General features: G+C 60.1%; 10 protein-coding genes and 1 tRNA gene. 8 read left to right on the top strand and 3 right to left on the bottom strand.

Translation table 11 applies throughout. The features are described 5' to 3' along the window. Nucleotides 1–110: 110 nt before the first annotated feature. The 4 genes from G5287_RS18430 to G5287_RS18415 all read left to right on the top strand — a co-directional run bounded on the left by G5287_RS18430 (nt 111) and on the right by G5287_RS18415 (nt 5027). Nucleotides 111–1778 (top strand): methyl-accepting chemotaxis protein, encoded by a 1668-nt coding sequence (locus tag G5287_RS18430; protein WP_103251177.1) that lies wholly within the window; start codon nt 111–113, stop codon nt 1776–1778. A 130-nt stretch (nt 1779–1908) separates the two neighbouring features. Continuing rightward, nucleotides 1909–3120, top strand: a complete 1212-nt coding sequence (locus G5287_RS18425) for an ROK family transcriptional regulator (RefSeq protein WP_159143801.1) — start codon at nt 1909–1911, stop codon at nt 3118–3120. Nucleotides 3121–3293: 173 nt separating this feature from the next. After that, complete coding sequence (locus G5287_RS18420; protein WP_227342729.1) at nt 3294–4049, top strand: tRNA-uridine aminocarboxypropyltransferase; 756 nt, start codon at nt 3294–3296, stop codon at nt 4047–4049. 201 nt (nt 4050–4250) lie between these two features. After that, nucleotides 4251–5027 carry a TSUP family transporter gene (locus tag G5287_RS18415; RefSeq protein WP_005333472.1) on the top strand — a complete coding sequence of 259 codons (777 nt, stop codon included), beginning with the start codon at nt 4251–4253 and terminating at the stop codon, nt 5025–5027. A 76-nt stretch (nt 5028–5103) separates the two neighbouring features. On the opposite strand, the gene G5287_RS18410 is transcribed toward G5287_RS18415, so the two are convergent. Both G5287_RS18410 and G5287_RS18405 read right to left on the bottom strand, forming a co-directional pair. After that, nucleotides 5104–5970, bottom strand: coding sequence for a LysR family transcriptional regulator (locus tag G5287_RS18410; protein WP_421231690.1), 867 nt, complete (start codon nt 5968–5970; stop codon nt 5104–5106). A 69-nt stretch (nt 5971–6039) separates the two neighbouring features. After that, entirely contained in the window at nt 6040–6957 is a 918-nt protein-coding gene (locus tag G5287_RS18405) for a DMT family transporter (RefSeq protein ID WP_167574347.1), read from the bottom strand. Between the two features lie 168 nt (nt 6958–7125). On the opposite strand from G5287_RS18405, the gene G5287_RS18400 reads away from it, so the two are divergent. The 3 genes from G5287_RS18400 to G5287_RS18390 all read left to right on the top strand — a co-directional run bounded on the left by G5287_RS18400 (nt 7126) and on the right by G5287_RS18390 (nt 10792). Further along, entirely contained in the window at nt 7126–8004 is an 879-nt protein-coding gene (locus tag G5287_RS18400) for a helix-turn-helix domain-containing protein (protein WP_421231689.1), read from the top strand. A gap of 262 nt (nt 8005–8266) precedes the next feature. After that, nucleotides 8267–9904: an ATP-dependent endonuclease gene (locus G5287_RS18395; protein WP_216953487.1), complete on the top strand. Its 1638-nt coding sequence runs from the start codon at nt 8267–8269 to the stop codon at nt 9902–9904. Nucleotides 9905–10072: 168 nt separating this feature from the next. Then, nucleotides 10073–10792 (top strand): hypothetical protein, encoded by a 720-nt coding sequence (locus G5287_RS18390; protein WP_151285685.1) that lies wholly within the window; start codon nt 10073–10075, stop codon nt 10790–10792. A gap of 67 nt (nt 10793–10859) precedes the next feature. Here G5287_RS18390 and glgX read toward each other — a convergent pair whose 3' ends face one another. Further along, nucleotides 10860–12923, bottom strand: coding sequence for a glycogen debranching protein GlgX (gene glgX / locus G5287_RS18385; RefSeq protein ID WP_151285686.1), 2064 nt, complete (start codon nt 12921–12923; stop codon nt 10860–10862). 196 nt (nt 12924–13119) lie between these two features. Between glgX and G5287_RS18380 the strand changes: the two genes are divergently transcribed. Next, a tRNA-Met gene (locus G5287_RS18380) sits at nt 13120–13196 on the top strand. The last annotated feature ends 149 nt before the right edge of the window (nt 13197–13345 follow it).

Genomic DNA, 13345 nt, shown 5'->3' with positions numbered 1-13345 from the left:
TGGCCGATTTGTTTAAGGGAATTGTAACGAAAGCTGGGCTCGCCCTGCCAGCACCTATACTGATGGGTAAGCAAGGAATTCCAATAAAAACAGCTGCAAGGATGTGAAAGATGACGCTAAAACAGAAAATCCTGTTATTGGGTGCAGTACCCGTGCTGCTGATGGCCCTGGTGGTCAATCTCAGTAACTACATGGTCTCCAAGAGCGACCTGGAGTCTGAGCTGGTGGTGGCGAGGGAGAATGCCATCAAGGAGCGTAAAGCGCTGCTCAGCAGTTACATCATGATGGCCAAAACCGCCGTCGATGCCGTTTATGCACAGCCGGATTCTCCGGAAAATCGTCAGAAGGTCAAAGAGCTGCTCAGGCCGTTGCGTTACGGCAGCGATGGCTATTTCTTTGTCTATGACTTTGAGGGCAACACTATATTGCTGCCTACCCGTGCCGAGCTGGAGGGAAAAAATCGCTGGAACGACAAGGATGCCAAGGGCAAGTTGCTGATCCAGGACATTATCAAGGTGGCCCGTCAGGGGGATGGCTTTGCCGAGTACTGGACGGCCAAACCTTCCATTGGTCGTGATGCTCCCAAGCTCGCCTACAACATTGCGCTCGACAAATACCAGTGGGTTATCGGTACCGGTTTCTATATCGATGACATCGACAACGAGCTGGCGGCCCTGCGCGCCGAGCGCGAAAGCAATATGCACGAGTCGCTGCAGAGCAGTGTGCTGGTGATCTTGCTGATCCTGGGTGTCACCCTGGCGGCGACCGTGATCGTGGGGAATCGGGTTACCAAGCCGCTGGCTGATGCCGTGCTGGCATTGAACGATATTGCCAATGGTGACGGGGATCTCACCCAGCGCCTCAAGGTGCAGAGCGACGATGAAATTGGCCAGCTGGCCAGCGCCTTCAACCGCTTTGTCGAGCGGATCCAGTCGGTGGTGAGTCAGGTTGGCGAGACCAGTAACCATCTCTTCACCGCTGTTGACAAGCTGCACCATCTGAGCGAGCACTATGACCAGCAGATGCATGGCCATAGCCGGGAAACCGATCAGGTGGTGACTGCGGTGACCGAGATGAGCTCCACTGCCCAGGAGGTGGCGGCCAGTGCCTCCAACGCGGCGACGGCAACCAGTGATGCAGCCCGTGAATCGGACGCCGCTCGTGGTGTGGTCAGCACGGCTATCAACAGCATCAACCGACTGGTGGGGGAGGTGCATACCGCGGCTGGCGTCATCGCACAGTTGGCCCAAGAGACCGCCAAGATTGGTTCTGTGGTCGAGGTTATTCGCGGCATTGCCGAACAGACCAACCTGTTGGCGCTGAATGCGGCGATCGAGGCTGCTCGGGCGGGCGAGCAGGGCCGCGGTTTTGCGGTGGTGGCGGACGAGGTGCGTTCGCTGGCCGGTCGTACCCAGCAGAGCACCAAGGAGATCAATGAGATGCTCCAGCGCTTGCAAGGGGGGGTGAAGCAGGCGGTGGATGTGATGCAGGCGAGCGAGGATCGCAGTCAGGAGACAGTGCAGGAGGCGAGCCATATTGCCAGCTCCCTCGACAGCATGGTGATGGCGGTCAGTACCATCAACGACATGAATATTCAGATCGCTACCGCTGCCGAAGAGCAGCACGCGGTCTCCGAGGAGATCAACAAGAACCTGGTAGCCATTCAGCAGATAGTCAGCGAGCTGACCGACGCAGCCATGGAGTCCAATAGCACCACCCGCGATCTGGCCAATACCGGTGACAAATTGCGCAAACTGGTCTCCCAGTTCCGTTATTGAGCCCGACCATCTCGGTGATATTCACTCAACAATGCGGTCTGAACCCCGGTTCAGACCGCGCTTTATTTGGGGATCGAGCAATAATGTGTGAAAATCGGTGGCCCCAGTTTCAGCCCTTAATCCATACCCTATGAATGAGATCGTGAAAGGCAGTATCGATTTGATCCGTCAGCTCAACTATGGCCTGGTCTATGCCAGTCTGGAGGAGCACAAGGAGCTGTCGCGCACCGATCTCTCCCGCCTGACCGGCCTCTCGCCAGCCAGTATCACCAAGATCACCAGGGAACTGCTCGATGGGGGTCTGGTGGTCACCTGTGGTGAAAGTTCGGTGGGGCGCGGCCGTCGTCAGACCCTGCTGCGTATTAACGAGCGCCGCTTCCAGTTTCTCTCCATGCGTCTTGGTCGTGGTTACGTGGATATGGCGCTGTTCGACTTTTCAGGCCGCTCCCTGGCCCGCCATCGCCATCTCTTTACCGAGCTTGAGCGTAACGACCTGCTGGGCAGCTTAGTACATGCGATCCAGGGGTTCTTGCCGAGAAAGTCCCTCAGTCTGGCCTGCATCGCCCTCTGCCTGCCGGGTCAGGTGGAGCGCCACTCCGGCATGGTCAAACACTTCCCCTTCTACGATCTACGCAACTGGCCGTTGGGGCCGACCTTGCAGGAGGTGTTCTCGGTACCTGTGTTGGTGAGTGGTGATGTGCGCACCTGGATCCAGGCAGAGCGGGAGTGGGGGGCCGCCAAAAATTGCGCCGATGCGGTGCTGGTGTTTGTCCACAACGACATCGGGGTTGGCATGGTGGTCAATGGCCAGCTTATCGAGAGCGAGAATGCGCTGCTCGGTGATCTCAGCCACCTGCAGCTCGAGCCCTATGGCCAGCGCTGCTACTGCGGCGGCTTTGGCTGCGCCTGTACCCTGGTGACCAATCAGGCGCTGGAGGCGCAATACCGGGATCTGCGCGAGCGGATGCAGGAGCACGACTTGCCCGAGAGCGTTACCATCCGCGAGCTGTGCGAGCTGGCGCTGGCGGGCAACAGCCTCTGTCAGGATATTCTCCATCAGGCGGCGGGCCGCCTCTCCAAGGTGCTATCCAACCTCATCTGCCTGCTCAATCCGGGCAAGCTGCTGCTGGGGGGCGAGATCACCCGTGCCGATCGGCTGCTGTTCCCCATGCTGCACCAGTCGCTGGCCAGCCAGTTGCCCGCCGAATATCTGGTTCGGCTGCAGATCGAATCCACCCACTTCTACGAAGATCCTACCAAGCCCACCTCGGTGCAGGTGCACAAGGCACTGCGCGATGGCAGCCTGTTGCTGGAGCTGCTGCGCAGCTGTCAGGAGTCGTAAGACAAGAGGAGTTGGCACTGCGTCTGGCGAAAGGGGCAGGGATTGCTGTTCCGCCAGCGCGTAACTCGGTACAATCTTGCGCTTTTCCGGCAGCCCCCTGTTATCGCGCCCTGTGGCGCCATGACATGTTGGCACCGCTGCCGTTCCTGTTTTGACTCCAGTTGTGAACCTAGATGAAGCCTGTTCCTGATCACGCCGTCAACCGCCTGCGGGCCTGGCGCAAGAGTATCTCTACCCGACCGTTTCTTGCCCGTGGCGGCACCTTGGCCCGCTGTCCGGCCTGTCAGCTGCGCGAGGATTGGTGTGCCTGCGAGTGGCGCCCCGAGCTCAAAGCGGAGGCGGGCTTTTGCCTGCTGATGTATGACAGCGAGCCGATGAAGCCCTCCAACACCGGTCGCCTCATCGCCGATGTGTTACCGGATACCACCTGGGCGTTTCTCTGGTCACGCACCCAACCCCATCCCGAGCTGCTGGCCCTGCTGGCCGATCCCACCTGGCAGCCCTATGTGGTCTTTCCCGCTTGCGAGAAGGAGCCTGCCCGCCTGACCGGCGAGGTGACGCTGACACCGGGTAAAAAACCGCTCTTTATCCTGCTCGATGGCACCTGGCCGGAGGCGCGCAAGATGTTCAACAAGAGCCCCTACCTGGACGGTTTTCCGGTGCTTGCCATCAAACCCGATGCGCTCTCCACCTACGGCATGCGGGTGGCCAACAGCGAGGAGCACCTCTGCACCGCCGAAGTGGCGGCCTGCGTGCTGGAAGTGGCGGGAGAGCTCAAGGCGGGGCAGGCACTGCAGCACTGGTTCAATCTGTTCAGCAGCCGCTACATGGCCGGTCGGGTCAGCCGTTTCCCCGGTGCCGATGAGGATCATCTATGTGAGGCGCTGGCGGCCATCAAGGAAGCGGAAGTCCCGTCACCCGCGCTGTAACGGGCCCTCTGAGGGTTGGGGCAGGGGCGTGACCGCTCAAATTAATGAAAATCAGGAATCAATTGGCTGCCACTGTTTCGTTAGATTCATGGTCAGTGGCCCGCTAGGATAGCGGACAGCCTGTGCTCCCCGCACAACGTCGTTTTGGTGTTCTCCGGTTGCCCAACCCCTTAGGGCAACCCACTCTCGTGAGGTCTATGGATGGAATTGGAACTGGTTACCCTGTTTGCCCTGTTCGGTGTAGCGCTTGTCGCCGGCTTTATCGATGCCATCGCCGGTGGCGGCGGCCTGTTGACGGTGCCGGCGCTGCTGGCGACAGGCATGCCGCCGGCGCTGGTGCTTGGCACCAACAAGCTGCAGAGCAGTTTTGGCTCTTTCTCCGCCACCTGGTTCTATGCCCGCAAGGGGCTGCTGGAGTGGGCCATGATCTGGCCTGCGGTGATCTGCACCTTTATCGGTGCGGCCATCGGCACGCTGGCGGTGCAGACCATAGACGCCGCCATTCTCGAGCGCCTGCTCCCTTTCCTGCTGATGGCCTTTGCCTGCTACTTCTACTTCTCGCCGCGGGTAAGCGATGCCGAGAGCTCCCGCCGTCTGACTCCCATGCTGTTTGCGCTGCTGGTGGGGGGCGGGGTCGGCTTTTATGACGGCTTCTTCGGGCCGGGCACAGGTTCGTTTTTTGCCATCGGTTTTGTGGCGCTGGCGGGCTTTGGCATGGCGCGCGCCACCGCCCATACCAAGCTGCTCAACTTCACCTCGAATATCGCCTCCCTGCTGTTCTTTGCGCTCGGTGGCAAGGTGGTGTGGAGTGTCGGCTTCTGCATGGCGCTGGGGCAGTTCATCGGCGCTCGCTTTGGCTCCAAGATGGTGTTGAAAAAAGGGGTGAAGCTGATCAAGCCGCTGCTGGTGACCGTCTCCTTGCTGATGTCTGCCAAGCTGGTCTGGAGCCAGTATCCGGAGCTGTTTGCCTGGATCTGATGTGCGCCTTGCTTGCCGCATCGCAATTGTTAACGGGGCCCAAGGGCCCCGTTGTCACATCTGGTGTTTTACAGCGCTAGCTCGGCGTGTCGCTGCGGTGGCTAAAGTGTTGGTGCAGGGTGCTCACCAGCCTGGCAATGCGCTCGCGCTTTAGGCTGTTTGGTCGGTAGACCAGATGGAGGGGGCGGCCCAGCCCGGGCAGTGGGCGCGCCATCTCCCCCTGTTCTCCCACCAGCCCGAGCAGGCCAGCGGGGAGCAGCACAGGGCCAATGCCTGCCTTGGCGAGTTCGATGAGCGCCAGATAGGAGTCGAGCTCCATGGTGGGCTCCAATCCCATATCTGCCAGCGGTTCGCGCAGGTAGCGGTTGGAGGGGTTCTCCAGATCCATGGTGAGGATCTTGCGCCTGCTTTCTGCGCTGGCTGGCGGCAGGCTCTGCTGCGCCTCGCCAACCAGATAAAAGGGCTCTTCCAGTAGCAGATCGGCGCCGAGGCCATGGCCGGGTGGGAGCCGACCGGCGCAGATGCCGAGCAGGGCATCACCGCTGCGCACCCGCGCCAGAATGACCGGCGTGTGGTGGGTAGAGAGGGCAAGGTGGGGATCGTGCTCCAGATAGTCGCGCATGAAGTGGGCGAGATAACCCGCCAGCAGGGTTTCGGAGCAGGCGATGGGGAGAGGACTCTGATCCGCCAGATCCTGACTATCGGCAAGCACCCCTTTCATTTCGGCCAGACTCGGGGCCACTCGTTCCAGCAGCTCCTTGGCCTGCGGGGTGAGGCGGATCTGGCGCCCCTCCGGCTCGATCAGCTTCTTGCCGAGGCGCTGCTCCAGCTGGGCAATCCGCTTGCTCACCGCCGACTGGCTGATATAGAGGCGACTGGCCACCTTGGCCATGGTTCCTTCACTTGCCAGTAGGCTCAGCGTCTCCAGCCCTTCCAGTAACATCTCGCCCCCTTGTTTATCGCCATCAGGATCGTCACAGATTGATCAGCGCTACCTTAGGGGCTGACTGGCTCAGGAGCAAGGGTCGTTTGCTGCCTTGGCCGGTCGAATGCGCCATTCGCTCAAGGGCGGCGCGAAGATCACCAGATTGCCGATCAGGCTGATCACCACTCCGGCCACCGAGACCGGCTGCCAGACAAAGCCTTCATAGAAGGTGGAGAGGGTAAGCGCCACCAATGGAAAGAGCACGGTGGCGTAGGAGGCCTTGCTGGCACCGATGCGCCCCACCAGCGTCAGATAGGCGGTAAAGGCGATCACCGAGCCAAACAGGGCGAGGTAGACCATGGCCACCAGATAGTGGCCATCGGTCGGCACCACCAGCTGTTGGCCTAGCAATATGACCCAGCCCAGCAACAGCACCACGCCGTAAACCATGCCCCAGGGCACCAGTTGCAGTACGTGGTAGCCATGGCGTTGGCCCCGTGCCGAGACCAGATTGCCCAGCGAAAAGCAGAGGGTGCCGCCGCAGGCGAGCAGCAGCCCCTTCCAGCCGTTTGCACCCAGTTGCGCATCCGCCAGCACCGGCCAGAACAGCAGCAGGGTGCCAAAGAGCCCCAGCAAGGAGCCTTGCAGCCAGCGCAGGGTGGGGCGCTTGTTCTCGAACAGCCAGAGGTTGAGGCCGTTGAAGATGCTGGCACTGGCAAAGATCACCGCCGACATGCCGCTCGGGATATAGCGGGTGGCGTGGTAGAAACAGAGAAAATTGGTGGAAAAGAGCAGGGCACCGAGCAGCGCCGCATAGCGCTGGCCATGCCACGGCAGGCGCGGAAAGCGGCCGCTGGCGGTGAGCAGGGCAAACAGTGCCACCGCAGCCAGCAGGAAGCGGTAGAGCACCGACACCTCGATGGGGATGGGGCCAAGTTGCCAGGCGATGGCAATCCAGGTGCTGCCCCAGATAAGCACGGTGGCAAGATAGAGCATCAGGTTCATCACTGTTCCGGTGAGTCAGGGAGAGATGACCCACTATGGGGCAAGCCCTGATGGCTGGATTGCACCATCTTGCGGTTTTTCATCGCCCTGCGCTGTCATCTGCGGGCGCGGTCGGTAAGATGGGTGGCAGCGACATAACACTTACACCGGAACAGGCGGCAGGGGCGAATGAAAACAGCAGGGGTATTTGATGCTCTGGTCAGCACCGGCGCCCGGCTGGACGACGCTTGCTGGCTCGAACCCGGGCTTGGCGTCGCCAGTTGGCGCAACTGCTATGACCAGACCCGCTATCACAAGCCGGGCCACCACACCCTGAGCGTCTATCTGCAAGGAGGCGAGCAGACCGAGCGACTCGATGGGCCGGGTGGCCACGGCGGCACCGGCAAGGTGTGCATCATGCCGGATCACCACAGATCCGAGTGGCTGGTGCGCGAAGAGTTTCGCTTCTTTCATCTCTACTTCACCCCGACTCACCTCACCCGTATCGCCGAGGAGGTGTGTGACAAGGAGGGGCGCCACCTGCAACTGGTGGACAAGACTTTCATCGATGATCCGCAGGCGGCCGGACTGGTGCAGCGCCAGTTGATGCAACTTCAGTGGCAGCACGGGGTCGATCGGTTGGCACTCTCCCACGGCGCCTGGATGTTGATCCTCCACGCCTATCGCCACCACACCGAGGAGGCTCCCGGTCTGCCGCCTCTGCGCGGCGGGCTGGCGCCCGTGGTGATCAAGCGGGTGCAGGAGTATCTGCAGGCCCATCTGGCCGATTCGGTCACGCTGGCAGAGCTGGCCCAGCAGGCGGGGCTGAGCGAGTATCACTTTGCCCGCATGTTCGGCCAGAGTCTCGGCTGCCCGCCCCACCGTTACCTGCTGGGGCTGCGGCTCAAACGGGCCAAGCAGCTGTTGGCTGGCCCCGAGCCGCTGGCCAGCATCGCCAGTCAGTGTGGCTTCTCTTCGCAGGCCCATTTCGGTAATCGTTTTCGCGAGGCGTTTGGTTTGACGCCGGGGCAGTGGCGGGCGCAATTGTCATCTTCCCGTCACAGATAAGCCTGAGACTTTGGGCAAAAGAGGTGTACTCTCTACCACTTATCCATTGAAAGGAATGCCCATTGAATTATCGCAAACGTCAAATCCGTACCCGTCACCTTTGGTTCAGCCACTGGAATGCCCCGCAAGATCGCACCGCTGTCGTCACCCCTCCCGAACCTGCAGTGCCTCACAGTTCACGTTGAAAAAGCCCGGCTGCCGATAGGATTTTCCAGTTAACTTTGCCACTATTGCTCAATCTGAGTGACGTGGACATTGCAGGATGTTTCTGGAACGTATTGAAGTAAAAGGTTTTCGCGGTATAAATCGTCTTTCGCTCGGGTTGGATCACACCACAGTGCTGATTGGCGAGAATACCTGGGGCAAGTCGAGCCTGTTGCGCGCGCTCTGGTGTCTGCTGGGGCAAAATGCCGAGCCCTATCAGTTCACCGCCGATGATTTTCACCAACCGGAAGATCCCGAGCTGGCCCCTTCGCGTCATCTGCAACTGGTGCTCACCTTCAGTGAGCACAGGCCACAAATGTGCCAGCATTCTCGCCGTCTGGCTCGTCTTGGCGCCTCCTGGGTGCTGCACAAGGACAAGTTTCATCGCATCCACTATCGTGCCAGTGCCGAGCTGCAAGCTGATGGCTCTGTGCTCACCATTCACGACTTTCTCGACGGGGTGGGCAAGAGCCTGCCTATTGCCAATACTAACGAACTGGTTAGCCTGCTGATCACCATGAACCCGGTGTTCCGGCTGCGGGACGCTCGCAGTGCCCGCAACGGGGTGGAAACCCTGCAGTGGGGAGATCTCTCGGAGCACAGACTCAGTGAACTGGCCGACAAGCTGATCGATGAGCCCCAGCGCATCGGGGAGCCGGAGTTGAAGGAGGCGCTGCAAGCAGTGCGCCAGCTGATGGATCACTATTTCAACGCTCTGGCCCCCATCAAGAACAAACCGCGCAGCCAGCGTGACATCATCAATCGTCCCATGACGTTGCGCAATCCTGGCAACCTGCACACCCTGCTGCGCCATGCCGATAACCGCACCCTGCAACTGGCGATGGCCGGGATGGCGGCGACCCTGCTGCAGGCGCGAGGCAATCGCGAGCTGGAGGAGGGGGCCCGTCCCATCATGATCCTGGAGGATCCTGAGAGCCGGCTGCACCCGACCATGCTGGCGCTGGCGTGGGGGCTGCTGGAACAACTGCCGGGCCAGAAGCTGCTCACCACCAACTCGGGAGATCTGCTCTCTTCCCTGCCGCTCAATCAGGTGCGACGACTGGTGCGCCGTCAGCAGGATATCCTCTGTCACCAGCTGGGGGGCGAGCGTTACAGCAGCGACGATCTGCGCAAGATCGCCTTCCACGTGCGGATCAACCGCCCCATGTCGCTGTTTGCCCGTTGCTGGCTGCTGGTGGAGGGGGAGACCGAGATCTGGCTGCTCTCCGAGCTGGCCCAGATCTGTGGTTACAGTTTGCGGGCCGAAGGGGTGCGGATTATCGAGTTTGCCCAGTGCGGCCAGTCACCGCTGATCAAGGTGGCGCGGGATTTTGGTATCGAGTGGCACCTGTTGACCGATGGCGACGAGGCGGGGCTCAAGTATGCTGCTTCGGCCCGGGGCCAACTCAAAGGGGAGCGGGAACGGGATCGGTTGACTCAGTTGCCAGCCTCTGACATTGAACATTACCTCTATCACAATGGTTTTGAAGCCGTGTTCCGGCGGGAAGCAGGGGTGGGCGGACGAGCCATGTGGAGTGCCAGTCATATCATCAATAAGGCGATTCATCACCGCAGCAAGCCGGGGATGGCACTGGCGGTGGTGGAAGAAGCCGAGCGGCTTGGTGCCGAGCATATTCCTCCCGTGCTGCGTCAGATGTTTGCGCGGGTAGTGGCACTGGCTCGCGGTCAGGTGTGAAGTCGGTGTGATAATGGGCCTGTCGGCTGCATCATGACCTTCGGGGCATCTGCTCATTTTTTGCCGGTCTGTTTGTCGTGATTGGGGATAGCCGCAGGTTTGGGTATACTCGCCCACTCTTCTCTGGCGCCCCGGTGGCGCTCCCGAATTCTTGCTGCTGGAGGCGTCATGTTCGTCCAACTCCCACTTTGGCTCTTTCCCCTTACCGGCTTGATGGCACTTGGTGCCCTCATTGCCCTCGGTATCGTGTTATGGCGCGGTGATATCTGCCCCGGCCAGCGCTCACGCATCACTCAGCAGCTCTTCTCCATCTGGGTCATTACCGCGCTCTCCTTGATGCTGGCGGTAGAGGCCAAGGCGGCCAGTTGGCTGATCTGGAGTGGTGGTGCCGCACTGGTGCTCGGGGTCGGCTTGTCGCTGGCCCAGTCACGGTTGGAGGGCAAGCGTGCAGTCCCCTCAACGCTGCTCTGGTTGCCGGCGTTGCCACTCGCTGTTTATGGCTTCGGGCTGCTGCAGCTGCAGGGCTGGGTGAGCGGTTTATTGCAGATGGTGATGCTGGGAGCTGCCTTTGCTCACCTGATGCTGTTGCGAGCCCGTCACCGCCTCAAGGCGTTTAATACTCTGCTGCCGCTGGCTGCGCTGGCGGGCGCCATGGCCAGCCTTATCTGGCTGGCCGTGCTGGTGGGCTGGCAAGGGGCTGAAGCCAATCTCGATGATCTGATCCCGGCGGTGGTGACACAGGCTGCCTTGTTGGTGGCTTCCCTGCTGCTCTGGTTCAGCCCGCTCTACTTGCAGCGTGATACCGCGCCTGTGGTGGTTTCCACTTCCCTGTGTGGCCTGCTTATCGCCCAGATCGCCGCTACCAGCGTGCTGTACCAGCTGATCTGACACTGGTACTGAAAAGAGCAAGCCCCGAGCCAAGGCCCGGGGCTTTTTCATATCTGACTCTCGAGAATCAATAGAAGTCATCGGCCCCGCAGATAAACAGGCAACTGCTGCGTGGCTGGGCCAGATACTCTCTGGTCAACCCTTCCAGTGGCATGCCGAAAGTGCAGATATCTTGCGGTGAGGGGAGGGCGGTATCGAGGATCCGCCGCCAGTAGCCGCCAACTCCCTTGGGCGGGCTGGGCAGGTTGAAGGTGAGGGGCTCCCAGTAGGCGTTAAACAGTACGTAAAGGGCCAGTCGGGTTTCGCTTGACAGGGCCGACATGGCGATGGCATGGGAGTGGGGACTGAAGTCTGGCTGCATGGCATTGACTCCGTGCCAGCAGATCTCGCTGTGCCGCAGGATTTCGGTGAGCGACAGTGGCATGCTCTCCTGCTCCGGGCGCTGGAACAGATGTTTGCGATATTGGATCAGCTCCTTCATGAAGCGGAACATCTCCTGGCTGCGGGGAGTTGGTTGCCAATCCATCCAGCAGGTCGCGTTGTCCTGACAGTAACCGTTGTTGTTGCCGTGCTGGGTGCGCAGCAGTTCATCCCCCATCAACAGCATCGGGGATCCCACCGAGAGCAGGGTTGCCACCATCATGTTCTTGGCTTGGCGCGTGCGCAGGGCATTGATCTGGGGATCGTCCGTTACCCCTTCATGGCCGTGGTTCCAGCTGAAGTTGTGATCACAGCCATCACGGTTCTGCTCGCCATTGGCCTCGTTATGCTTGTTGTTGTAGCTGGCCCAGTCCCACAGGGTAAAGCCGTCGTGGCAGGTGACGAAATTGATGCTCTTCTCGGGATCTGCATGGTGATAGTGATAGATATCGGGGCTACCGCACAACCGTTCGACAAAGGCGGTGACGCTGTTGTCATCCCCGCGCAGAAACCGGCGTACGTCGTCCCTGAACTGGCCGTTCCACTCACGCCAGCGGGCGCCGGCCAGTGATCCCACCTGATAGAGCCCCCCTGCATCCCAGGCCTCGGCGATCAGCTTGATATCGGCGATCTTGGGATCGGTATCTATGGTGCGCAGGGTCGGGGCATTGGCCTGTGGCTGGCCCGATTCATCCCGCGACAAAATGGCAGCCAGATCAAACCGGAAGCCATCGACGTGCATCTCCTGGCGCCAGAAGTGCAGGCTGTCCATGATCATCCGCAGTACCACCGGGTGTGCGCCGTTGAAGGTGTTGCCACAGCCCGAGTAGTTAGTGTCCTTCTGGTTGTTGTCGAGGATGTAGTAGGCCTCGTTGTCGATGCCGCGAAACGAGAAGGTGGGGCCATCATCTCCCCCCTCGGCGGTGTGGTTGTAGACCACATCCAGGATCACCTCGATATTGGCCCTGTGCAACGCCTTGACCATATCGCGAAATTCGGTCAGCGGATCATCGCCACAGGCGTACTGGGCATGGGGGGCGAAAAAGGACATGGGGCTGTATCCCCAGTAGTTGGATAGCCCCCTGGGAGCATCCTGAGGGTCGAACTGAAACACCGGCAGCAGTTCAACGGCGGTGACCCCGAGAGATTGCAGATAGGGGATCTTCTCAATCAATCCAAGATAGGTGCCCCGCAATGCAGGATCAACCCCGGAGCTCGGGGAGTTGGTAAACCCCCCCAGATGGAGTTCGTAAATCACCGAGCGGGAGAGAGAGTGAGCAGGCAGTTTGTCTCCTTCCCAGTTGTAGTGGCGGGTATCGACTACCCGATTTTTGGCGCAGCAAGCCATATTGCTGCCGGGGCGTGCAGCCGCCCATCGGTCATAGTTGGGGCCCAGTTCAATACTGCGCCCATAGGGATCGAGCAGAACCTTGTCACCATCAAAGCGGGTGCCACAATAGGGACGCCATGGTCCCTGGATACGGTAGGCGTAGCGTTGCCCGATGGGGAGTCCTTCAATATGGATATGCCAGTAGTAGGCAGTTCGGTTGAAACGGGGGGAGAGGGGAATTACCTCGGGACTATCATCTTCGGCACTGGAGAAAAGCAGCAGCTCTACCCGGCTGGCCAAGCGGGCCCAGATGGCGAAGTTGACGCCGCGGTTGTCGGGTGTCGCCCCCAACTGACGGCAGTGACCGGCGGAGATGCGCATATCATACCTACCCAAAATGAGGAGTGTTCATCTCACTGAGTGTAGTGCCTGGTATGTGGCTTTGACTCTATTGCCTGAAAAAACAGCATGATGCTGCTAATGTCCTCACTCTCTGTCTGATTAATCTACGAATAAACTTTTTTTGAGATATTTACTTGCAATCTGTGCGCTGGCGCCTATTATTGGCGACCTCAGACGCGGGGTGGAGCAGCTCGGTAGCTCGTCGGGCTCATAACCCGAAGGTCGTCGGTTCAAATCCGGCCCCCGCAACCAACTTTTCGTCAGCCTGCGATTGTGTAAACAGTCGAAAGCAGACAAACGCCATCAAGCTACTGCTCGGCTTGAGGGTGACAATTCGGACGCGGGGTGGAGCAGCTCGGTAGCTCGTCGGGCTCATAACCCGAAGGTCGTCGGTTCAAATC

It is taken from the genome of Aeromonas sp. 603079, assembly GCF_049172135.1.
GTDB lineage: Bacteria > Pseudomonadota > Gammaproteobacteria > Enterobacterales > Aeromonadaceae > Aeromonas > Aeromonas veronii.
This window is presented reverse-complemented; position numbering and strand designations above follow the sequence as displayed.

Bases quoted from the DNA above. Each gene is read 5' to 3' on its own strand.
- G5287_RS18405 (WP_167574347.1), bottom strand. From the start codon at position 6,957: ATGAACCTGATGCTCTATCTTGCCACCGTGCTTATCTGGGGCAGCACC.
- G5287_RS18400 (WP_421231689.1), top strand. From the start codon at position 7,126: ATGAAAACAGCAGGGGTATTTGATGCTCTGGTCAGCACCGGCGCCCGG.
- G5287_RS18425 (WP_159143801.1), top strand. From the start codon at position 1,909: ATGAATGAGATCGTGAAAGGCAGTATCGATTTGATCCGTCAGCTCAAC.
- G5287_RS18390 (WP_151285685.1), top strand. From the start codon at position 10,073: ATGTTCGTCCAACTCCCACTTTGGCTCTTTCCCCTTACCGGCTTGATG.
- G5287_RS18420 (WP_227342729.1), top strand. From the start codon at position 3,294: ATGAAGCCTGTTCCTGATCACGCCGTCAACCGCCTGCGGGCCTGGCGC.
- G5287_RS18410 (WP_421231690.1), bottom strand. From the start codon at position 5,970: ATGTTACTGGAAGGGCTGGAGACGCTGAGCCTACTGGCAAGTGAAGGA.
- G5287_RS18430 (WP_103251177.1), top strand. From the start codon at position 111: ATGACGCTAAAACAGAAAATCCTGTTATTGGGTGCAGTACCCGTGCTG.
- G5287_RS18395 (WP_216953487.1), top strand. From the start codon at position 8,267: ATGTTTCTGGAACGTATTGAAGTAAAAGGTTTTCGCGGTATAAATCGT.
- G5287_RS18415 (WP_005333472.1), top strand. From the start codon at position 4,251: ATGGAATTGGAACTGGTTACCCTGTTTGCCCTGTTCGGTGTAGCGCTT.
- glgX (WP_151285686.1), bottom strand. From the start codon at position 12,923: ATGCGCATCTCCGCCGGTCACTGCCGTCAGTTGGGGGCGACACCCGAC.